This is a genomic window from Acinetobacter calcoaceticus DSM 30006 = CIP 81.8 (genome assembly GCF_000368965.1).
Taxonomy (GTDB): domain Bacteria; phylum Pseudomonadota; class Gammaproteobacteria; order Pseudomonadales; family Moraxellaceae; genus Acinetobacter; species Acinetobacter calcoaceticus.
In genome coordinates, this window is record NZ_KB849778.1 from 194,380 (window position 1) to 217,918 (window position 23,539).

Genomic DNA, 23,539 nt, shown 5'->3' on the forward strand with positions numbered 1-23,539 from the left:
CATACTGGTTTTATATAACATACCGTTGTAGATTAAAATTTATATTAAAAACAATTCCTTGTATAGAATGAAAATTATATTTATCCACGGGATGAATCAACAGAATTACACATCACACCGCTTAAAAGAGCATTGGTTAAAAGTATTTAAGCTCGGTCTAAAGCAAATGCCTTGCAAAGTTAACGTACGCGATCTTCATATTCATATGCCATTTTATGGCGATTTGATGAATAAATATCAATTAAGTAATCAATTAGATCTTACAACCTTGTTACCTAAAACATTTTTAAATAATTATTTACCTATTCATTTACATGAGAATAATCCCCCAACGAAAGAACACACCCCATTTATTCCCTTATTGTCGCCATCAACGGATCAAGCTGAAAAAAGCTTTTCAGAACGACTCTATCTGACCTCTCAGCTCGTAAAGGATCGAGTACTCAAAGAATTGGTTGTTCTTTTAAACAACTTTCCAAAATTGCATGAGAGCTTGATACAGCAGTTTCTGATTGAAACTTATATGTACTTATCTAATCCTGAATTTATGCAAGAAGTAAATGAGCGAATTTTAAAGAAAATGCGAGAAGATGATGATTATATTGTCGTTGCGCACTCTCTCGGCTCAGTTATTGCTTATCGGCTATTTTCCGATACTTCTTATCAATTTTCAGTTAAACGATTTATAACTTTAGCCTCTCCTTTATCTTTTCGCGTCATTCAAAGTAAGCTCCCGAACCCAATTGCCAGACCACCCTGTATTCACGGTGAATGGTTTAATTTTTATTCTCAAGATGATTTTCTGACTGCATTTCCATTATCTGAGGCTCCTTTTAACTTTGATCCGCCTATTATTAATCAGAAAATTTTTACCTTCGCCAACCAGCCACATGAGATTTTAGGATATTTACAACATCCCTCCGTGATAAAGGCAATTATTGAACCTTTTCAAAAAAATGAGGGCTAAATGTATATATTTTCTACAATTTGAGTTATTTTTAAGCGCTTGATAGCTTTTTTTAATATTTATTCAGAAAACTATTTGACACTTTTATTAAATCGACCTAATATACGCCCACCTCTGAAACGTCCCTATCGTCTAGAGGCCTAGGACATCGCCCTTTCACGGCGGTAACCGGGGTTCGAATCCCCGTAGGGACGCCAGTAATTTTTTCAGATGTATGCCTCATATAAGTCCCTATCGTCTAGAGGCCTAGGACATCGCCCTTTCACGGCGGTAACCGGGGTTCGAATCCCCGTAGGGACGCCAAATTCTAAAAAGCCACTGCATAATGTCAGTGGCTTTTTTCTTGCCTTAAAAATGAAAAACCAATCAATGATTAGCTTTTCATATGCTCCATTAGCTCGCAATGCCCACTTGTACTTCAAGGCGACCCGACTGTACCCGTAGTCCTCTAATTTCAAATTGATCTACCAATTGCTGGACCAACTCTCGGCTTTCTCTCAAAATATTCAAACCCGGTAAAATACTAAAATCAGTCAAACTCAGAAGCTTTTCAACCATCCATGAACGGTTATTAATAAAGTCAATAAATCCTGCTTGCTCTAGGTCAATAAACCACATACGGTGACCATCGCGCTGGATGCCAGGAATATCGCCAATCAAGTGATTAATGAGTGATGGAATCGGTAACATATTCACCACTTCAAAACCAACTCGGCCAATACGGCGCACAGCCCAGTTTGACAGCGTTCCCCCATGGCGGATCTGAACATCGAGGCTCTCATCCATTTGACGTAGGCGCAAAAATTTTTCCTGCCCAATACGGCATTCCAATACTTTAAAATCTAAACTTAAACGATACATGAAACGATGGTAATGCCCATCGATCTCGACTTGGAAACTATCATTGCCACACTTGATTTTAATATCATCAATTTCAGAACGGTCGATGCGCTTACGAATTTGATTATTTAATAGCATTTCCGGTAAATACAGCGTTAAGGTACTCTTCCCCAAAAATGTACGTGCCATGATCAACGCGACTTGACGTGCAGTTTCACTGGTTTCAGACACCATATCTCGTACAGTACCTGCTGCCAGATTTGTCATTCCGACAACTCCACGTCTGGTGTGAGTGGTCACTTGGTCGAGCGCATCTAATGCAGCATCCGCGACCCCTGCAATATTACGTGTCGTATCACTAGCGAACCCGACCGCATCTTGGGCATGTTGCAATGTCTTATGCAGTAATCGACGAGATAATGACTGTTTTGCGGTATCTGGGGTATCTACAGCCGATGCTGTTGTTGTAGGCTTCGACTCATTGTCATCTTGTTGACCCAAGTCCCTCTCTCCTTTTTATATTTATTTCACATCCTATTTATGAGTATTTAAGCTCATTTATAGTGCTAATCACACTTCATTTTTCTGTAGATTAGCATGCTCTACAATATTATTTTAATTTTTATGTGTACGCATAAATCATCTGCTTTTTGTATTTCCTTGTTTATTCAAAATTAATTTTTTGCTAGCTCAAAGCACTTCATCGATATCTTACAAACTTTTTTCTTTTTCAACATTTCCGTTAGAATAGATTCAAACTGAATGTGGAGTTCCTATGCAATACCGTTGCCCTCAATGTCAAAGTGTTAAAATTATGCCTGTAAGCCAAGGCATTAACAGCGTAAAACCAGCAGTTCCTAAAAGCCTTGCTATCTTAATTCCTGCAATTTTTATGCTTTTACTCTTGGTTATTATTAGCATTTTTATGTGGATTTTTGGCAATGGTGCAAGCAGCTCTCTTCAAATTGCAACAGTAGTTGTTTTTGTTGTGACTGTAGGGGCAGGGTTTATGTTCTGGCGTGATTTACCAGACTTTAAACTGTCTATGCAAGCATTTATGCAGTCACAAAAACATTGGAAATGCCGTGACTGCAATAACGAGTGGGAAATCTAATCAATTATTCACATCAGTTTAATGCTGATGTGAATGTGCTTCGTCAGCATGTTCATGGGGAGCATGCTGGGCAGTGTGCTGACAGTTAATCTCCTCGTCATCTTCAATTTGCAAAGTAACCTCTGCAATCCCATGTTCATGAGATAGCATTTCAACTGCTTCATTATAAAGCCTTGTACGCTCTGCTTCTGGCGCAAACAAGTGCACCGTTAAATGAATATTTTTAGACGTAACGGCCCATACTTTAAGTTGATGAATACTCTCCACACCATTTAAAGAAAGTAGATCTGTACGTAATTTCTCAATATCGACTTCTTCTGGTACACCTTCGAGCAAAATATTAATGCTCTGTTTAAGCAAAATCCATGTTCTTGGTAACACCCAAAAGCCAATGAGTACGGCAATAAGCGTGTCAATCCAGTACCAGTTAGTGAAATAAATCGTTATTGCCGCGATGATCACTCCTACCGAACCCAATGCATCGCTTAAGACCTCTAGATAAGCACCTTTAACATTTAGACTAGAGTTAGCGCCCGACATTAAAATTTTCATTGAAATGAGGTTAATTACCAAGCCAACCGTTGCCACAATAAGCATCCCCACACTTTGGATTTCAGGTGGCTTAGAGAACCGAATATAGGCCTCATATAAAATATAAACTGCCACCACAAAGAGCATGAGCGCATTAAATAAAGCTACCAAAATTTCAAAGCGCTGATAGCCAAAAGTACGCTTATTATCGGCGGGACGTTTTGAAATTTGAATGGCAACCAAAGCAATTGCCAAAGCAGCTGCATCTGTAAACATATGTGCAGCGTCAGAGAGCAATGCCAAACTTTGCGTGATTAAACCTGCAATGACCTCAACAATTAAAAACGTTGTAGTAAGAGCTAAGGCAATTGTTAATTTTTTAGCATTACCTTCAGTGACTACGGCATGACTATGATCATGTTGTCCACCCATGTTGCGGACTCCTTATTATTTATCTTTATGGTGAGGTAAAAGTAACAATGAATGCATCATTATTTTTACCTCTTTCAAACACTTTTTTGACTTAGATTCTGTAATCAAAAAAGATATCTCAAATCGATGACATTATGAATGCTCAGCGCTTTTCACCTTGCTTTCATTCATCCATCGATAAATTACTGGTAATAAAACCAGAGTTAATATCGTAGATGAAATAATGCCACCAATAACAACCGTTGCCAAAGGTCGTTGCACTTCTGCACCGGTTCCTGTTGCCAAAGCCATTGGAATAAAACCAAGCGAAGCAACACAAGCCGTCATGAGTACAGGTCTTAAGCGCAAGATCGCCCCATTCCACGTGGCTGTTTGAATATCAAAGTTTTCTCTAAGCTCTTTAATAAAGCTCAGCATCACCAGACCATTCAAAACAGCAACACCCGATAAGGCAATAAACCCGACACCCGCCGACATTGAAAGTGGAATATCCCTCAGCCAAAGCGCGATAATGCCACCCGACAAAGCAAACGGAACGCCGCTAAACACCAACAGACTTTCTTTAATGTTATGGAATACAGCCATGAGTAAAATGAAAATCATAGCAAGCGCTAATGGAACAACAATTTTCATTCGTGCAGCAGCTGAAGCTAGATTTTCAAACTGACCACCATATTCCAACCAATACCCTGCTGGTAGTTGTTCTTTTGCGAGCGTTGTTCTTAGCTCTTGAACAAATGATCCTAAATCACGGCCTTCTACGTTAGCGGTAATAATGACACGGCGCTTACCATTTTCACGTCCTACCTGATTTAAGCCTGAGGTACGTTCAACTTTAGCGACATCTTGAAGCTGGATTAGACCACCATTAGGTAGCTGAATCGGAAGTTGGGCTAAGTTTTGAATGGTACGTTGCTGATCCTCTAAGCGAATTTCAAAATCGAATCGTCTATCACCTTGTAAAATCTGCCCTACATTTTGTCCACCGACACTTGCCGCCACAATATCTTGAATGGCTTTGGCAGATAATCCATATTGCGCAGCCAAAGGACGATTAATTTCGATACTTAGCACAGGCAAACCGCTCGTTTGTTCTACCTTAACCGCTGTAGCACCAGAAATCGTCTGTATTTTTTGAGCAAATGCCTGAGCCTGCTCATTAAGCACTTGCATATCATCGCCAAAAATCTTGACGCCAATATCGCTCCGGATACCTGAAATCAGCTCATTAAAACGTAGTTCAATCGGTTGAGAGAACTCACTGTTATTGCCCGGTAATGTCGCCAAGAAAGCCTGCATACGCGAACGTAGTTCATCTAGCGTTTCTTTAGAGTTTGGCCATTGATCATGAGGTTTAAGTAAAATAACTGCATCAGAGATATTAGGTGGCATCACGTCAGTTGCAACCTCAGCTGTTCCTGTTCGAGCAAAAACAGCCTTTACCTCTGGAAAGTTTTTCAAAATGAGCTTTTCGGTATTTTCTTGCATTCGCAGAGATTGCTCGAGTCCAGTGCTAGGTGAACGCATTTGCTGTAAGGCGAAGTCACCTTCACTTAACTGGGGAGCAAATTCACTGCCCATTTGGGTAGCTAACACGCCTGTGAGCACTAAAATACTTAATGCAAAACTAAGAACAACGATCTTAAGTTGATAAGCCTGATCGAGAATATCTCGATATTTCTGCTTTAAAAGCAGCATCCAACGTGTTTCTTTTTCTTTCACTTCACCCGTAACAAAAAGAGCAACTGCCGCAGGTACAAATGTCACAGAAAGAATCATGGCTCCCAATAACGCCATAACCACGGTCATTGCCATTGGATGAAACATTTTGGCTTCAACGCCAGATAAGGCAAAAATAGGTAAATAGACCACTAAAATAATCATTTGCCCAAAAATAAGCGGTCGACGGGCCTGTTTCGCGGCGAGAAAAACTTCTTTAAATCGCTCAGTGCGTGTAAGTGGCCGTTGTAAAGCATGCTGTGCTTCTGCTAGACGTCGAATGCAGTTCTCTACAATAACAACTGCCCCATCTACAATAATCCCGAAATCAAGCGCTCCTAGGCTCATCAGGTTGGCACTAATGTTTTGCTCAGCCATCCCCGTAAGGGTAAATAACATCGAAAGCGGGATAACACAGGCAGTAATTAAAGCTGCTCGGAAATTTCCCAAGAAAATAAACAAAATCACAATAACCAGAATCGCCCCTTCTACAAGGTTCTTCTGTACTGTTGCAATTGCTTTATTTACTAAACTCGTCCGGTCATAAACCGTTTCGATTTCTACACCTTTAGGTAAGGTAGATTGGATTTCCTTAATTTTGCCATCCACCGCCTGAGCAACGGTACGGCTGTTCTCCCCCATCATCATCATGGCTATGCCAAGAACAGTTTCTTCACCATTGTAAGTTGCAGCACCCGTTCTTAAATCATGCCCAATAGAGACATTCGCCACATCTGCCACACGAATTGGTAAACCATTTTTAGTGCTTACGGTAATGTTTTGAATATCCTCAACACTACTTAACATACCCGGAACACGAACAGTGAGCTGCTCCCCGTTTTCTTCAATAAATCCTGCACCGCGATTTTCATTGTTTTCTTGCAAAGCAGTTTGAAATTCATTAATTGAAATTTGCAGCTGCTGCAAACGTTTTAAATCAGGAGAAACAATATAGGTTTTATTGTAGCCACCAATACTGTTAATTTCGGCTACGCCTTTCACCCGCTGTAATTGAGGACGTACAATCCAATCCTGAATTTCGCGTAAATCCATAGCTGTATAGGCTGTACCATCAGCTTTTTTAGCACCAGCTTTTGCTTTTACGACCCATTGGTAAATCTCCCCCAAACCCGTTGAAACAGGAGACATAACTGGATCAACTGATTCGGGTAGTTGTCCGTCCGCCTCTTGTAAACGCTGGTTAATCAGTTGTCTTGCCCAATAAATATCTGTTCCATCTTTAAAAATGATGGTGACTTGAGAAAGTCCATAACGGGAAATAGAGCGAGTCTGTTCCAGATTAGGAATTCCGGCCATCGCATTTTCAATAGGATAGGTAATGCGTTGTTCGACCTCTAAAGCCGTATATCCATTTGCTTGAGTATTAATCTGGACCTGAGCATTGGTAATGTCTGGAACCGCATCAATAGGAAGCTTTTGATAACTCCAGATACCGACTCCAATCCACGTCAGTACAAATAGCATGACCCAAATGGCATTTTGAATAGCAAACTGAATAACTCTGTCAAATAGCCCTTCAGGTTTGGGCAGCTCAGGTTTATTAATGTCCATGCTCCGCCTCTCCTTTTTCCAATTCGGATTTCAGCAAGAAGCTGCCTTCTGCAACATAGCGCTGGCTTGGATTAATACCTTTTACAACTTCGACCCACTGACCATCTTTAGAACGTTGCCCCAACTGTACCGTGACAGGTTCAAACTCAAAGCCTGTTTTGACCATTTTTGGAGTAAAGATAACGTCTTTACCTTCGACTTGCTGGATCGCTTGTGCTTTTACACGTGTTACTTTTTGCGTTGAACCTGAATTTAGCTCAACATTAACCATTAGGTTTGGACGCAATTCACTACTATTTGCCAAGACCTTTGCACGGACTTGTAAACGCCCTGTTTGAGCATCAGCCTCTGTAGTTAAGCTTTGAACCTGTGCCGTAAATACATTCCCAGTTTGCAAAGATTTAAATTCAATTTGCTGATTTGGCTGCACATTGATATTTGCAGTACTTGGTAAAATAAATTCCAGCCACAACTGATCAAGTTGATTAATAATAAAAAGCTGGTCTGCTAGCTGTACGTTTTCTCCCACTACAATATCTTTATTACTCACCATGCCAGCAATTGGAGCTGTTAAGGTGTAGCGTCCTCCTGAGCCTGAACCCGCGCCGAATGCACTTAGACGTGAGCGAGCTGCTTTAACTTGTATCTGGGCTTGCTGATAAGCGTTATAAGCTCTTTGATAGTCTTGTTTAGCAGAAATTCCCTGAGACCATAAGCTACGTTCACGTTCATAGTCCTGACGCGTTAAATCAAGATTAGACTGTGCAATTTGTAAATTGGCTTGTTGATCGACTAGATCTGGAACCAATAAGCTTGCGAGAGCCTGACCCTTTTTAACTTGTTGTCCCAATTCAACATAGACCGCTTCGACACGACCACTAAAACTTGGTGAGACATGGGCTTGACGGTCAGTATTTACAACCAGTTTGGCTGGATAAGTTTGGAGCTGAGCAACTTCACCTACTTCAGCTTGTTCAATTTTTAAATTTTGTTCCTGCATTTGTTGAACAGTGAGCATCAATGGTTTTTCACCCTCATCATGGTGTTCTTCACCCTCTTCTTCAGCATGCTCATGCCCTTCTGAGGCTTCAGAAGAGGCAGGTTTATTTTTTGAATTTAAAACGAGTAGCCCGATTAATATTGCAGTGATTGCAGCAATCACTCCCACCCAAAGCCACTGAGAATTTTTCTTTAAATTTACCGACATTTTTATTCTCCTGCCTGAGTTGGGAATGATTGGCTTTGTTGCCAAGCACGTTGATTCAATTGCATTAAGGCATCTTTCGCCATGATTTGTTCCGCCTCTAGACCGAGACGCAAACTTTGAATTTCAATTGAATTTTGCCAAGCCTGTTTTAATAGCTCGACTTTACGTAAACGGACATCTTGTAGTTGCATTGTGGCTTGCTGGACATCGGTAACAGCGAACTTACCCAAACGGAAACCTTGTAATGTTTTTTGCTGAACTTGAGCCGCAAGAGGAACTTGTTGATCATTCAGTTGTTTAAACTGGATGCGTAAACCTTTCAATTCAGACATCAAAGTCTCAATATCTGCTTGATTCTGCTGTCGATAAAAGCTTTGTTGGCGTTGAGACAGCTCTTGCTTGGCTTGAGCAATCTTGATTCCATACTGTTGGCGATTAAAAAGATTTAAAGGAATTTCTACACCTAAACGAATTTGGTTATCTGTACTCTGCTCTGGAGAGCGAGTGTTATTAACACCCAAAGTTACGGTAGGTTGTGGTCTTGCTTTTGCTTTAAGCTGTTGAATATTGGCTTGCTGTACAAGGGAATCTAATTGGAAAGAGCGCTCCAATAAATTATTTTGTGAATCTTGGTTTGGTTCTACATTTGCTGCCAGCGCCCATAATTGGTTTGGACTTTGGAATAGCTGAAATTGACTTGAACCACCACCCCATAAATTCACCAGTTGCTGTTTCGCAACTTGGAGTTTTAAATCGACTTGTTGATATAAACGCTGATTTTCCAAGTGAGACATACGCACTCGGTCTACATCAACTTGCGCAATACTTCCTGCCTGATAACGTTTTTCCGATGCTAGTAAATTTTCTTGGCTCACTTCTAGCTGCTCTCCAATGAGAGATTTTTCAAGCTCAAGCAAAGCCACTTGCGACCAAAAATATTTAACGATTAATCCAAGCTCAGCGGTATAACGCTGCTCAGCCAAATCAATTTTTGATATCTCCACTTTTGCCAAGTTTTGTGCAGCTTTGCGCTGCCCAAAAATATCCAAAGGCTGAGAGATACCAATTGCGAGTTCTTTTTCTTGATCACTTTGGAAGCCCGTTTGCTCAATGGAAAGACTTGGGTTGGCCCATAAACGACTTTGCTTTAAATTAGCCTCAGCCATTTGCTGCTGTGCTTGCCAAACACCTTGCTGACTTTGATAGTTTTGTACCTGTTCTAACGCTTGCTCAAAAGTAAACGCTGCTTTTTGAATATAACGTTCTTGTTGAATCTCAGACTGAGCCATCGTTACTTGTGCAGCCAATAGCATGGCAACAGATAGGCTTGAGATGGTTAAAACCTTTTTTAACGTTTTATTAACGTTACTCTCTAAGTGAGAAGGAGAACTCACTCGAGTTGAAAAAATAGAAGACATGTTTTTGCCCCGCAATAAATAAGAGATGCGGTGGGCTTTTTTTGGCTACCCCACCTGTAGCGGGGTTAAAACAGGAGGAGGTTTTAAAGCAGTAAGATGGGGTGACTGGTAAGAATTAGACCAGTGATAAATTTGTGCGAGTTCCTGCACATGTACTACAGGTGCTTCAGCTTGCTTTGTAACTTCAGTCATCACAATATGAAAACATGAAGGCAAATGATCATGGTGATCTTGCAAATTTAAAGGAGCTTTATGAGAAGTGTTTCCAGCATCGTTCTGTTCAGTATGAGCTTGATGTGAAGATTGATAAACATTCAAAACTGCATGATGCCCGAAATGATGCAATGCTTTTTCCTGATTTTCATGCGCGCAAAATGCCGCTGCCACATTCCATAAACTCTGGAATATGAGCAAACTAAACAAGATGGACATAAAAATTGCGGAACGTGGCAAAAGCGCACCATTAAGCTAAAAAGTTGAACAAAGCCACTATAACAGGCACTAGGCATGTAATAAAATTACAAAACCTCGAATCACGAATCCCCACCTTTTAATTTAGAACTTATCTCACGTTAGACGAGACAAAAATAACTTATTATTGAGTAATCATTATGTACAAGCTTTTTTCTGCATCTATATTAACAATTTGCCTTAGCTTAACTGGCTGTGCAACATCAATGCTATCATCAGCCTTACCCGATGAAACAACCCAAGTTCAGACGAATACCTTAAAAACAGATCAAATTATTGCCCTAGGGCAGGCAGTTAAAAATCAGCAGGAACAAGGATTAGTATTTATAGGTCAAGACTATAATTATTTAATGACTGATGGTAGCGCAGAGTTTCTAAAAATTATTAAAACCATTCCGGCTACCGAAAGAACGCTTAATATCCCCTCTCCACTTATACTCACTATGGATGATCCAAATCATTTTCACGGAGTAATACAGGTTCGCTATAATACACGCATGGGAAATCTAAATGAAAAACAAAAAGATATGTTAAAGGGTTTGGGTTTTAAACAGAATTTTGCCATGCTCCAAGCTCAAGAAAATACCCCATATCCCTATATTAATATTCTTTTCAAAGGGCAACTTTATGAATCTAAGGACCTAAAAGATATTCAACAAAAACTAGCAACTCCATACGTGGTTGAATTACAGGAAAAAATTGAAACAACTAAGAAACATCCATTCAAGCGTGCTACCCGCAAGGTTTTATACCCTTTAGCAATGACCTTTGATGTAATTGTCTTTGCACCCTCTTTAATATGGGCAGATTTACATGGTGACTTTAATAAATAAAACACTGAGATTCCTAAAACAAAAAAACCAGCCCTCAGGCTGGTTTTTTAAATTAACAGAGATTAACCGCTAATTTTTTTGTATTTGGTACGTTTTTGAGCAGCGTCATCACCTAAACGTGACTGGCGATATGCTTCATATTCAGCATAGTTACCTGCGTAGAATTCTGGCTGTTCATTTTCAAATGACAAGATATGTGTCGCAATACGGTCAAGGAACCAACGGTCATGCGATACCACCATTACCGTACCTGGGAATACAAGAATTGCATCCTCAAGCGCACGTAAAGTTTCAATATCCAAGTCGTTTGATGGCTCATCCAGTAAGATTACGTTTGCACCTAACTGTAAGATCTTCGCAAGTTGTAAACGGTTACGCTCACCACCAGACAATTCACCTACACGTTTTTGCTGATCTTGACCTTTAAAGTTAAAACGGCCGATATAAGCACGTGATGCGATTTCGTAATCACCGATTTTTAAGATATCTAAACCGCCAGAAACTTCTTCCCAAACAGTTTTATTATTATCTAGAGTGTCACGGATCTGACCAACATAAGCAACTTTAACCGACTCACCCAAGGTCACAGTACCTGTATCAGGTTGCTGTTCGCCAGTCATCATACGGAATAAAGTCGTTTTACCTGCACCGTTTGGACCAACGATACCAACAATCGCTGTTGGAGGTACGGTAAACGTTAAGTTTTCGTACAACAAGCGACCGTCAAATGATTTACTGATGCCTTCCACTTCCACAACTTTGTTACCCAAACGTGGGCCAGGTGGAATATAGATTTCAGACGTTTCATTACGTTGCTGGAATTCTTTAGAGTTAAGCTCTTCAAAACGTTCCATACGCGCTTTGTTTTTCTTTTGCTGACCTTTAGCATTTGAACGAACCCATTCAAGTTCTTTTTTCAATGCTTTAGCAAAAGATTCTTCTTGTTTATTTTCCTGCTCTAAACGAGCATTCTTTTGTTCTAACCAAGAAGAATAGTTACCTTGATAAGGAATACCCATACCACGGTCAAGTTCAAGAATCCACTCAGCCACGTTATCCAAGAAATAACGGTCATGCGTAATCGCAACGATAGTGCCAGGGAAATCTTTCAAGAAACGTTCTAACCAAGTTACAGATTCTGCATCCAAATGGTTCGTCGGTTCGTCCAGAAGTAACATATCTGGTTTCGAGAGCAATAAACGGCAAAGTGCAACACGACGGCGCTCACCACCAGAAAGTAATGATACGTCTGCATCCCAAGCTGGAAGATTCAAAGCATCCGCAGCAATTTCAAGCTGGTTGTTTAGGTTATGTGCATCCCAAGCATGGATAATTGATTCTAATTTTTCCTGCTCTTTTGCAAGTGCATCAAAATCTGCATCTGGATCTGCATATTCTGCAAAAACCTGATCAAGACGTTCTAATGCATCTAAAGCTTCACGCACGCCATCTTCAACGTTACCACGAACGTCTTTAGTTGGATCTAGCGGTGGTTCTTGCTCTAAATAGCCGATTTTAATTCCAGGTTGTGCACGAGCCTCACCAGAGAAATCTTTATCTACGCCAGCCATAATACGAAGCAAGGTAGATTTACCTGCACCGTTCAAACCGAGCACACCAATTTTGGCACCCGGGAAAAATGATAAAGAGATGTCTTTTAAGATTTCGCGCTTTGGCGGAACCATCTTAGACACTCGGTTCATCGTATAAATATATTGGGCCACGCAGGACTCCTCAATTGAAAAACCAGTACATCGCAATAAGCGATAAATAATCGCGCTTATTATACGCTGAAAACCTCTTTGACTTGAAGTTATGATTTCCATCGTACGGATTTATCAAACAATTTTCTTTTTCAATAAGTTGCAAAATGTTTATGTATAAAATTTATACAAGGTTTCAGCGTATATTTTTCTATCTTTATTCCTAAAATTGGAAAACAAACCAGAATTTCTGCAATTTTCAAGATGAATTTTAGGCTAGACTCGCTCAATATTTAACTCACGAAGATGAAGTAATCATGACTTATAAAGATGAAACCTTAGCCATTCATGCAGGCTATTCACCAGAGGCGACCACAAAAGCTGTTGCAGTCCCTATTTATCAAACCACATCTTATGCATTTGATAATACACAACACGGTGCCGATCTTTTCGATTTAAAGGTTCAAGGTAATATCTATACCCGTATTATGAATCCAACAACCTCTGTACTTGAGCAACGTCTTGCTGCTCTAGAAGGTGGAATTGGTGCTTTAGCATTGGCTTCTGGTATGGCCGCAATTACTTATGCTATTCAAACGATTACCGAAGCGGGAGACAATATTGCCTCGGTCTCAACATTATATGGTGGAACCTATAACTTATTTGCTCACACCTTACCGAAACAAGGTATTGAGGTCCGATTTTTTGATTACCAAAAGCCTGAAAGCTTGCGTAACTTAATTGATGATAAAACCAAGCTTGTTTTTGTTGAGTCGATTGGCAACCCACTCGGAAATATTATTGATCTAGAGGCGATTGCTAAAATTGCTCATGAATATGGTGTTCCAGTCGTTGTAGACAATACCGTTGCCACCCCTGCTTTATTAAAACCATTTGAATATGGTGCCGATATCGTCATTCATTCTCTTACAAAATATATCGGGGGTCATGGCAATAGCATTGGCGGTGCGATTGTAGATAGCGGTAAATTCCCTTGGGGTAAATATCCAGAACGCTTTAAAGTTTTGAACACGCCTGACCCGAGTTATCACGGGGTTAATTATGTCGAAGCTTTAGGTGAAGCAGCTTATATTGCACGCGCACGCGTAGTTCCATTACGCAATACAGGTGCTGCAATTAGCCCTTTAAGTGTGTTCTTGATTCTACAAGGTTTAGAAACTTTGAACCTTCGGATGGAACGCCATACTGAAAATGCTCAAAAAATTGCGGAATATTTGCAAAATCATCCAAAAGTAAAATGGGTGAATTATGCAGGCCTCAAAGATCACCCACAGCACCAACTGGCTCAAAAATATGTAAAAGGCAAGCCTTCTGCAATTTTGTCTTTTGGCGTGCAAGATGGTCTCGAAGGCGGTACTCGTTTCATCGATGCACTACAACTGTTTACTCGTCTCGTAAATATTGGCGATGCCAAAAGTTTAGCTTGCCACCCTGCAACGACAACTCATCGCCAGCTCAATGAACAAGAACTTAAAGCTGCGGGCGTAAGTGAAGATATGGTGCGTCTTTCAATTGGGATTGAGCATATCGATGACTTAATCGCCGATTTAAAACAAGCGCTTTCAGCTGTATAACTTTTAAACTATCTAACAAGCCTCTGGAAACAGAGGCTTTTTTATTTTCTGCTCATAATATAACTAAAAACAATTAATAGATTAAGATACTATTTTAGAGTTTTTACTCTAAATAAATTGTTAAATTTCATATATTTACTGACTAGACAATTTTTAAACATCTATTAAGATAAGAGCTATATTTATGAGTTCATTTGGATGAACCTACGGTTGTAAAAAATAAAAATTACATACCGGAATAAATAGTCCCTGCCCCTACTTAGGTAAAATGCTGTGAATAAAAAATTAGAAGCTCTGTTCCAGGAAAAGGTACAAGATAAAGTCATTTTAGTGACAGGCGCCTCGAGTGGAATCGGATTAACGATTTCAAACAAACTTGCTGATGCGGGTGCTCATGTTTTACTTGTTGCCCGTACTCAAGAAACTTTGGAAGAAGTAAAAGCAGGTATTGAAAGTCGTGGCGGTAAGGCATCAATTTTCCCATGTGATCTCAACGATATGGATACGATTGATCAAGTGTCTAAAGAAATTTTAGCTACGGTTGATCACATTGATATTTTAATTAATAACGCCGGTCGCTCTATTCGCCGTGCCGTACATGAGTCTTATGATCGTTTCCATGACTTTGAACGCACGATGCAGTTAAATTATTTTGGCGCAGTGCGCTTAGTTCTCAATATTTTGCCTCATATGATTCAACGTCAAGATGGGCAAATTATTAATATTAGCTCGATTGGTGTGTTAGCAAATGCGACTCGCTTCTCTGCCTATGTCGCGTCTAAAGCTGCTCTTGATGCATTTAGCCGCTGCCTATCAGCTGAGGTTCATGCACATAAAATCGCGATTACTTCAATCTATATGCCGTTGGTTCGCACCCCAATGATTGCACCAACTAAAATTTATAAATACGTACCAACACTTTCACCTGAGCAGGCTGCTGACTTAATTGCTTATGCAATTGTGAAACGTCCAAAACGTATGGCAACCAACTTAGGGCGTTTAGCTTCAATGACTTATTCGGTTGCGCCTGGTATCAACAATATGTTTATGTCGATTGGCTTCCGCTTATTCCCAAGTTCGGATGCGGCAAAAGGTCAAGAAACCGAGAAGTTGAACTGGGCACAAAAAGCATATGCACGAATTTTCCCAGGTGAACACTGGTAATTTTCGGCTAAAAATATAATTTAGGATTTAAAAAGCGCCTCAAGTAAGGCGCTTTTTTTAACTAAAAATATTACCCATCCAGAAACTGAACATGGCCTGTTTTTACATCATAAATCGCGCCCACAACTGCAATTTCACCTCGCTCAACCATATCTTTTAAGACGTTACTTTGGTTAATGATGTATTGAATGTTGTAGTGAACATTCATGGCAGTCACCTGATTGATAAAGGCTTTGCTTAGTTCACGTGGCTGCATAATGTCATACACACTATCAACTGAATGCATTAACGGCCCAAGCACATATTGAATATGTGGCATTTCCTTCACGTCAGCCACTTGCTTATGCTCTAAGCGTAATTGACATGCGCTCGTAACCGCACCGCAATCGGTATGCCCTAAGACTACAATCACTTTAGAGCCTTTAGCCTGACAAGCAAACTCAAGCGAGCCTAATACCTTTTGCCCAGCAATATTACCTGCGATTCGTAAGCTAAACAGATCACCAATACCCACGTCAAAAATCATTTCGGTAGGTGCACGTGAGTCCATACAACCAAGGACTGCTGCGATCGGATGTTGTCCTTCATCTGCGGTAACTCGAATTTGTCGATAAATATCCCGTTGAAGGCGTTCATTTCTTACAAAACGCTCATTACCTTCTTTAAGCAAATTCACGACTTGCTGTGGACTCAGTTTTTGTTGTAAATCCCTTGTACTAATATCAATATCAAGTACTGCATCATCAACATCTTGATAGTGCTGCTTAAACCCAACAAGTTTAAGGTTTACCTGACGTTTAATGGCAGTTTCATTTTGATAATCTTGAATAACCTGATAGATATCAGGATCGATCGAATCACATTGAGTTGCATCAATAATGAGTTGTTGATGTTTATGCACATGTTCCAATGCAGAAATAAGCGCAGAACGATTAAGGAAGGTTACTTGTGACGGGAGTTCAATACGAGTAACCACACCATGCAAACGCTTTTCTCTATAAACACGAATACCTTTATTAAAATTCCCATAAAGAATAAAAGCGCTACTGGTGAACAGACCAATTAAAATTCCCATTAAAAGATCAGTCTGCAAAATTGCAACTAAGGTAATAATAAAAGGTAAAAACTGTTTCCAACCCTTTTGATAGAGCTGTTTAAATAGTTTTGGATGAGTAAGCTTAAAGCCTGTCACAATTAAGATCGCAGCCAACGCAGACAAAGGAATCATGTTCATTAATGGTACGAAGAACAAAACCGCTAACAGCAACAATACACCATGAATAATGGTGGAACATTTACTACGTGCCCCTGCATTTGCATTCACCGAACTACGCACAATAACCGAAGTCACAGGCATTCCACCAATTAAGCCTGAAATAATATTACCTGTGCCTTGTGCCCAGAGTTCACGGTTAGGAGGAGAAGAGCGTTTTTGAGGGTCGATTTTATCTGCCGCTTCCAGATTCAATAATGTTTCTAACGATGCAACGACAGCAAGCGTAATTGCTCCTGTGTAAATCATAGGCTCAGCTAAATAGCTAAAATCAGGGAAAATTAATACTTCTTCGGGTGCTTGCAATATATTCGGCAATTGAATGAGGTTATCAACTTGCACTGCCCATGGAGAACCAATACTCACCAAAATAAAATTTAAAACCGCTGCCAACACAACTGCAATCAGAGCAGAAGGTAAAGTTAGTTTTTTGAGTGGGCTGCTATCCCACGCTAAAATTAAGAATAAACTGAGCAAACCAATGAGTGCAGCTCCTCCATCAAAACGCTGAAGAAATGCATCTGGCGTTGAAGTCCAAACCTGTTTCCATGAAAAATCAGAAAGCCCGAACAGATAAGGTAATTGTGTCGCAATCAGGATGACACCAATGGCCGCCAGTAATCCCAAAATGACATTATTTGGAATAAAGTTTGCAAAAAAGCCTAACTTAAATAATCCAAAGAGAATTTGCAGAACACCTGCGAAAATAATACACAATAAAAAGGCGGCATAATTGCCGCCTAATTGTTCTAACTGTACAAGAATTACAGCAGTTAGTCCTGCTGCTGGTCCGGCTACACTGATGTGAGAGCCACTCAGTAAGCCAACAATAATACCACCAACAATACCAGCAATAATGCCAGAGATAATGGGAGCTCCTGAGGCTAAAGCGATACCCAAACACAGCGGTAATGCCACAAGGAATACGACAACTCCTGACAGGAGGTCTTTTAAATGAAATCTATTTTTCAGGTTTAAAACCGACATAAAACAACCATTTATAATAAAGAAATAAGCAAAGTTGTACTATTACAGCCTGAAAGTGATTAATTGCTTCAAGGCTTGGTTGATGGTGTCGGACAACTGAATATCGTTAAAGTTGAGTTATGCTATAACGTTGTATATTTGATTGTAGGTTTCACAACGTTTTGTTGATCTTAAGATTCACCTCATCTTTACGACTGCGATTTTTTTTCTTATCTGCTTTTATATAACTGTTAAAAAAATAATTCTTAACCCATAAAAAAAGCCTCCGACTGGAGGCCTTTTTATCAATTAAAAACTCTTATTTAGAGCCTTTAATCCCTGCTTGTAGTAACAATGCACCTAAACCGCCAATCTTTTGTTCTTGTGGTTTATCTTGCTTGCTACGCTGAGGACGTTCAGCTTGATCTTTACGCGGTTGAGGACGTTTACCTTGAGGTTTACGCTCAAAACGCTGTTCTGTATTTTGCTCACGACGTGGTGGACGCGCCGCTTTAACAGGTGCAGAACCTTCAGCACGCATACTTAAGTTCACGCGGTTACGTTCAACATCAACCTGCATAACACGCACTTGTACAATCTGGCCCGGTTTTACAACTTTATGCGGATCAGATACGAATTCATTTGCCAGTTCAGAAATATGAACTAAACCATCCTGATGCACACCAATATCAACAAAGGCACCAAAGTTTGTGACATTAGTGATCACACCTTCAAGCTGCATACCTTCTGTCAATTGACCAACTTCAGTAATATCTTCACGGAATTTAGCAGTACGGAACTCTGGACGTGGGTCACGACCCGGTTTTTCAAGTTCAGCTAAAACGTCTTGAATTGTTGGTAAACCAAATTTGTCATCAACAAATTCATCAGCTTTGACTTGGCGAATGATTTCAGTATTACCGATGATGTCTTTAACAGTTGTTGCTTTTGCTGCAACAATTTTCTCAACAAGACCATAACTTTCAGGGTGAACAGAAGAAGCATCCAAAGGTTCAGAACCATTTTGAATACGCAAGAAACCAGCTGCCTGCTCAAAAGTACGATCACCTAAACGTGGTACGCTTTTCAACGCTTGACGGTTATCAAAACGGCCATGCTCTTTGCGGTATTCAACAATTTGTTGAGCAATTGCTTTATTTAAACCTGCGATATAAGCCAAGATTGCTGGTGAAGCGGTATTTACATCAACACCGACAGCATTCACACAGTCTTCTACCACTGCATCAAGTGTTTTTGCCAAACCAGTCTGGTTCACATCGTGTTGATATTGGCCCACACCGATTGACTTCGGATCAATCTTCACAAGTTCAGCAAGTGGATCTTGTAAACGGCGAGCAATAGATACTGCACCACGAATTGAAACGTCAAGTTCTGGAAGTTCTGCCGACGCAAGTTCACTTGCAGAGTAAACAGATGCACCCGCTTCACTTACAGTGATTCGTGTTAAATTCAGATCAGTATTCGCAGCCATCATTTCAGCAACAACAGCTTCTGTTTCACGGCTAGCTGTACCATTACCAATTGCAATGAGCTCTACATTATATTCACGGCATAGGCGTGCAAGTTCAGCAATTGAGCCTTCTTTGTCTTCTTTTGGAGCAAATGGATAAATCGTGCTGTGAGCAAGTACATCACCAGCATCGCTGATCACTGCAAGTTTCACACCTGTACGAATACCAGGGTCAACACCCAAAGTCGTACGACTGCCAGCTGGCGCTGACAATAATAAATGACGAAGATTTTCAGCAAATACCTGCATTGCTTCTGTTTCGGCAGTAAGACGTTTTTCTGTCAGCAATGAATGCTCAATTTGAGGACGAATCTTACCTAACCAGAATAATTTTGCAGTTTGCTTTAAGAAATCCTGACGTGCTTGAGGTTGAATTTGCTCAAGGTTGTATTCAGTTTCAATACGCGCCAATGGTGCATCATCTTCACCATCTACTTTCAAACCCAATACGTTTTCTTGACGACCACGTAACATCGCCAATAAACGATGTGAAGGTAATTTGTTTAGACCTTCAGAGAATTCAAAGTAATCACGGAATTTTTTACCAACTTCTTTCTTTTCTTCAGATGCAACTGCACTTTTTAAAACCGCACTTTTTGCAAAAGTTGTTTTTAATTCTGTAGTAAGTGAAATATTTTGTGCCCAGTCATCAATCAGAATATGCTGAATTGCATCTAACTGACTTTCAACATCTGGATAGTCTTCATGACTGAATCCAGCTAATGCTTCTGTCGGGTCAACTTGTTCTGCAATAATTTTTTCAGCAATTGGTCCTAAACCTGCTTCTTTTGCTTTAAAAGATTTACTTGTACGCTTAGGGCGATACGGTGCATAAATTTCTTCTAAAGCATTTTTTGTTTCGGCCGCATTCACCCGCGCCAACAAGTCATCACTCAATTTATTCTGTTCTTGCAATGACTGAATAACCTTTTCACGGCGCTCATATAAATCACGTAAATACGCTAAACGAGTATCTAATTGGCGTAACTGCGTATCATCTAAACCTTGTGTTACTTCTTTACGGTAACGGGCAATAAATGGAACACTGGCACCTTCATCAATTAAGCGGATGGCAGCTTCTACTTGGTTTGGACGTACGGCAAGCTCACTTGCCAACTGCTGAACTAAGTCAGTCATCGTGTTTGATCCCACAAGGATAAAGTTTAAAAGCACTGATTATAAAGACCAAGCCCATAAAATCCACACTTGTTTGCGTATTCAAAACGTTTTTTTGTATTGACTCTGAATATTTATAGTTTTTACGACTACTAGAGCACATAAAAACAGGAGTTCAAGTATGAAAAAGTTGAGGCTGAACTCTGTTTTTTAATCTTTATAAAATATAAACGTAGGCCTTGTGTCATGAAAGTGACAAAATTTTATTATAAATTATGAGAAAATGATCATATTGATACATTCCTCAAAAGATAAAAATATAGCCATTCAACAAGGTTTTATTCGTCCAATCTTTTAACCAACTCAACTATCCGCTTACTTCAACAATTAAAAGCTTTATAACAACCAAGTTGGTCTACCTAAAATAACTTATTTGAAACAATTAGTTATTACTATTTAATTATTAAAAATTTATCAAATATTTAAGTATTTGTTTTTTTAAATCAGTCTTTGCTAAATTATGGGCTTAAGATGTTGTTTTTTGGTTTCAAACCACCTTGAAAATTGTAATTTTGAGCAAATTGATACATAGTCTTAACGAGAACATCAGCATTATACTGAGGGCTTGCTGGCAATAAGCCTGACCGACCCAATAATATATAAATTATGACTTTAAAAGGGAGTACATCATGAGTTTAGTTGTACCTGCTGAACATCCTGAAACCGTACACAACGAAACGGATCGTGTCGAACGTATTTTAGTGGTCGATGACGATGTGCGTTTACGTACCCTCTTGCAACGTTTTTTGGAAGATAAAGGCTTTGTTGTAAAAACTGCCCACGATGCTTCGCAAATGGACCGTTTATTACAACGTGAGTTATTTTCACTTATCGTACTCGACTTTATGTTGCCAGTTGAAGATGGTTTGAGTATTTGCCGTCGTTTACGCCAATCAAATATTGATACGCCTATTATCATGTTAACAGCGCGTGGTAGCGATTCAGACCGTATTGCAGGTCTGGAAGCTGGTGCAGACGATTACTTACCAAAACCATTTAATCCAAATGAGCTTTTAGCCCGTATCCGTGCTGTATTACGTCGCCAAGTTCGTGAAGTTCCAGGTGCTCCAAGCCAACAAGTTGAAGTTGTGAGCTTTGGACCATGGTCTTTAGACTTGTCTACCCGCACGCTGACACGCGAAGGACAAATCGTTACCTTAACGACTGGCGAATTTGCAGTATTAAAAGCATTGGTACAACACCCACGTGAACCATTAACGCGCGACAAACTCATGAATTTGGCTCGTGGTCGTGAATGGGGTGCAATGGAACGTTCAATTGACGTTCAAGTCTCTCGTCTACGTCGTTTAATTGAAGATAATCCTGCACGTGCACGTTATATCCAAACTGTATGGGGCGTGGGTTATGTATTTGTTCCAGATGGTGCGGAATAAGCTTGAGATAAAATAGAGTGAGTTTAGAACCAATCGCGCCACAAAACTTTACTGACTACGCCACCTACTCTGAACGGAAACGAACTCGGTGGGAACGTTTTCTCGACAAGATTAAGCCACGCTCTGCTGCCATGCGTACCACCATTCTGGTACTGCTGGTGGTATTTTTTAGCTTATTTATGTCGTTATGGTTCTTTTGGCGCACTCTTTATTTACCTGAAATTCAACAACACGCCCGTTATCTAGCAGTTGAACTTGAACTCGTCAACAATCCAGATATACGAATTTTCCATCGTGATAACGAAGTTGATGTTGATACGTGGTTACGTAATCGTGTTGGTATTGAATACGTTACCAATCCCAAAGAATATCCAAGCGTCCGCGATAAAGTTATTGCTGAGTTTTTTACCAATCAGATCGAACAAAAACTGGCAAATGAGATTGGGACGAAGGATGTTACGGTTTACTTCCAGTTTAAGCCTAGCCCACGCATCTGGATTCAAACACCTGAAATGCATGGGAACTGGGTCCGTGAGCCTCTAAAAACTTACGCCAACTATAGTCCTGAATTACTGGTTGGTTGGATTGTTGGTGTTCCATTACTTTCAGCTATTATTATTCTGATTTTAGTTAGGCAGATGAACCGCCCTTTACGTCGTTTGCAAAATGCTGCAAATGAATATAGTAAAGCTGGAACGGCACCTTATTTAGATACCAATCACGGTCCCTTAGAAATTCGTCAGGTGAACCAAGCCTTTAACCGCATGGTTTATACGCTTGACCAAACTGAGCGTGAACGACGTATTATGCTGGCCGGCATTTCACATGATCTAAGAACTCCTCTTACGCGTATTCGCTTAACGGCGGAAATGCTACCTGATGAGTTTTTACGTGAAGGTCTAGTCTATGACGTAGATGATATGGATGCGATTCTTAATCAGTTTATTTCTTATATGCGTGATGGCTCAGATGAAGAATTGAAAGACACCAATATCAATATGCTTTTGCAAGAACTTGTTATCCAGTTTAAGCCACTTGATATTCACTTCGAGATGCAGGATGTGCCAATTATTCCGGCACGTAGTCTTTCTTTAAAGCGACTTATTGCCAACCTGATTAACAATGCAAAACGCTATGGTGCCGAACCAATAGAACTCAGTGCAAAAGTTGAAAATGAACATATTTTAATTACTGTTGCCGATCATGGTGAAGGTATTCCAGCAGATCAAATAGAAGAGTTAATGCAACCTTTTGTTAGAGGAAACTCGGCAAGAACAGTTCAAGGAAGCGGTCTGGGCCTTGCGATTGTCAAACGTATTGTTGATATTCACCATGGTGAAATTCAAATTCATAACCGTGAACAAGGCGGTTTAGAAGTTATTATTTCTTTACCTATCCCGAAACCAATCACTGAAGAAAACAGCTCGATCAATCCATTAGAAAAAATAAAACAAACTTTGAGTGAGCGCTTTTAATTTAACCAGTTAGTTATTAAAAGCCTCATTTTAAAGACAAATAAAATAATTAAAAATCAATAAAATAAAAACCATAAATATATTTTATACCACCATTTATTTACAAAATTAGACCTTAGCCTAACACCTATGCACTTTTCAATTTTTCATAGCTAAAA

Annotated in this window: 16 protein-coding genes, 2 tRNA genes and 1 pseudogene; 10 read left to right on the plus strand and 9 right to left on the minus strand. The window is 39.9% G+C overall.

The window, feature by feature from the left end; translation table 11 throughout:
• Window positions 1–67 precede the first annotated feature (67 nt).
• From F936_RS01000 to F936_RS01010, 3 genes are all read left to right on the plus strand, one after another.
• Complete coding sequence (locus F936_RS01000; RefSeq protein WP_005044072.1) at window positions 68–967, plus strand: hypothetical protein; 900 nt, start codon at window positions 68–70, stop codon at window positions 965–967.
• Window positions 968–1,088: 121 nt separating this feature from the next.
• Window positions 1,089–1,164: transfer RNA gene (locus tag F936_RS01005), tRNA-Glu, on the plus strand.
• A 30-nt stretch (window positions 1,165–1,194) separates the two neighbouring features.
• Window positions 1,195–1,270: transfer RNA gene (locus F936_RS01010), tRNA-Glu, on the plus strand.
• A gap of 90 nt (window positions 1,271–1,360) precedes the next feature.
• On the opposite strand, the gene F936_RS01015 is transcribed toward F936_RS01010, so the two are convergent.
• A complete protein-coding gene (locus F936_RS01015; RefSeq protein WP_004639756.1) occupies window positions 1,361–2,308 on the minus strand; it encodes a hypothetical protein in 948 nt (315 codons plus the stop codon).
• A 274-nt stretch (window positions 2,309–2,582) separates the two neighbouring features.
• On the opposite strand from F936_RS01015, the gene F936_RS01020 reads away from it, so the two are divergent.
• Window positions 2,583–2,921: a hypothetical protein gene (locus tag F936_RS01020; RefSeq protein WP_004639758.1), complete on the plus strand. Its 339-nt coding sequence runs from the start codon at window positions 2,583–2,585 to the stop codon at window positions 2,919–2,921.
• An 18-nt stretch (window positions 2,922–2,939) separates the two neighbouring features.
• On the opposite strand, the gene F936_RS01025 is transcribed toward F936_RS01020, so the two are convergent.
• The 5 genes from F936_RS01025 to F936_RS01045 form a co-directional block, all read right to left on the minus strand.
• Entirely contained in the window at window positions 2,940–3,884 is a 945-nt protein-coding gene (locus tag F936_RS01025; protein ID WP_005044075.1) for a cation diffusion facilitator family transporter, read from the minus strand.
• A gap of 132 nt (window positions 3,885–4,016) precedes the next feature.
• The gene (locus tag F936_RS01030; protein WP_005044079.1) at window positions 4,017–7,175 is read right to left on the minus strand and encodes an efflux RND transporter permease subunit; all 3,159 of its coding nucleotides are present in this window, start codon (window positions 7,173–7,175) and stop codon (window positions 4,017–4,019) included.
• Window positions 7,165–8,382 (minus strand): efflux RND transporter periplasmic adaptor subunit, encoded by a 1,218-nt coding sequence (locus F936_RS01035; RefSeq protein WP_005044083.1) that lies wholly within the window; start codon window positions 8,380–8,382, stop codon window positions 7,165–7,167. Before F936_RS01035 ends, F936_RS01030 begins: the two co-directional genes overlap by 11 nt.
• Before the next feature lie 2 nt (window positions 8,383–8,384).
• Window positions 8,385–9,800: a TolC family protein gene (locus F936_RS01040; protein ID WP_005044085.1), complete on the minus strand. Its 1,416-nt coding sequence runs from the start codon at window positions 9,798–9,800 to the stop codon at window positions 8,385–8,387.
• Window positions 9,801–9,845: 45 nt separating this feature from the next.
• A complete protein-coding gene (locus F936_RS01045; RefSeq protein ID WP_026055549.1) occupies window positions 9,846–10,253 on the minus strand; it encodes a cation efflux protein, CzcI-like in 408 nt (135 codons plus the stop codon).
• Window positions 10,254–10,411: 158 nt separating this feature from the next.
• Between F936_RS01045 and F936_RS01050 the strand changes: the two genes are divergently transcribed.
• Window positions 10,412–11,104, plus strand: a complete 693-nt coding sequence (locus F936_RS01050; protein ID WP_005044090.1) for a YidX family protein — start codon at window positions 10,412–10,414, stop codon at window positions 11,102–11,104.
• A gap of 62 nt (window positions 11,105–11,166) precedes the next feature.
• Here the strand turns inward: F936_RS01050 and ettA are convergent, their stop codons facing one another.
• A complete protein-coding gene (gene ettA / locus F936_RS01055) occupies window positions 11,167–12,828 on the minus strand; it encodes an energy-dependent translational throttle protein EttA (protein WP_003653862.1) in 1,662 nt (553 codons plus the stop codon).
• A gap of 296 nt (window positions 12,829–13,124) precedes the next feature.
• Here ettA and F936_RS01060 point away from each other — a divergent pair, with 296 nt between their 5' ends.
• Together F936_RS01060 and F936_RS01065 are read left to right on the plus strand one after the other, a co-directional pair.
• Window positions 13,125–14,402 (plus strand): O-acetylhomoserine aminocarboxypropyltransferase/cysteine synthase family protein, encoded by a 1,278-nt coding sequence (locus tag F936_RS01060; protein ID WP_004639774.1) that lies wholly within the window; start codon window positions 13,125–13,127, stop codon window positions 14,400–14,402.
• A gap of 273 nt (window positions 14,403–14,675) precedes the next feature.
• Window positions 14,676–15,566, plus strand: coding sequence for an SDR family NAD(P)-dependent oxidoreductase (locus tag F936_RS01065; protein ID WP_005044093.1), 891 nt, complete (start codon window positions 14,676–14,678; stop codon window positions 15,564–15,566).
• A gap of 70 nt (window positions 15,567–15,636) precedes the next feature.
• Here F936_RS01065 and F936_RS01070 read toward each other — a convergent pair whose 3' ends face one another.
• Together F936_RS01070 and F936_RS01075 are read right to left on the minus strand one after the other, a co-directional pair.
• Entirely contained in the window at window positions 15,637–17,826 is a 2,190-nt protein-coding gene (locus tag F936_RS01070; RefSeq protein ID WP_004639778.1) for a SulP family inorganic anion transporter, read from the minus strand.
• 298 nt (window positions 17,827–18,124) lie between these two features.
• Window positions 18,125–20,473, minus strand: coding sequence for a Tex family protein (locus tag F936_RS01075; protein ID WP_005044096.1), 2,349 nt, complete (start codon window positions 20,471–20,473; stop codon window positions 18,125–18,127).
• A 668-nt stretch (window positions 20,474–21,141) separates the two neighbouring features.
• Between F936_RS01075 and ompR the strand changes: the two genes are divergently transcribed.
• The 3 genes and pseudogenes from ompR (at window position 21,142) to F936_RS18540 (ending at window position 23,537) form a co-directional block, all read left to right on the plus strand.
• A complete protein-coding gene (gene ompR / locus F936_RS01080; protein ID WP_000060753.1) occupies window positions 21,142–21,906 on the plus strand; it encodes an osmolarity response regulator transcription factor OmpR in 765 nt (254 codons plus the stop codon).
• Between the two features lie 17 nt (window positions 21,907–21,923).
• On the plus strand, window positions 21,924–23,381 hold the full coding sequence (locus tag F936_RS01085) for an ATP-binding protein (RefSeq protein ID WP_005044098.1): 1,458 nt from the start codon (window positions 21,924–21,926) through the stop codon (window positions 23,379–23,381).
• Between the two features lie 27 nt (window positions 23,382–23,408).
• Window positions 23,409–23,537, plus strand: a pseudogene (locus tag F936_RS18540) (hypothetical protein).
• The last annotated feature ends 2 nt before the right edge of the window (window positions 23,538–23,539 follow it).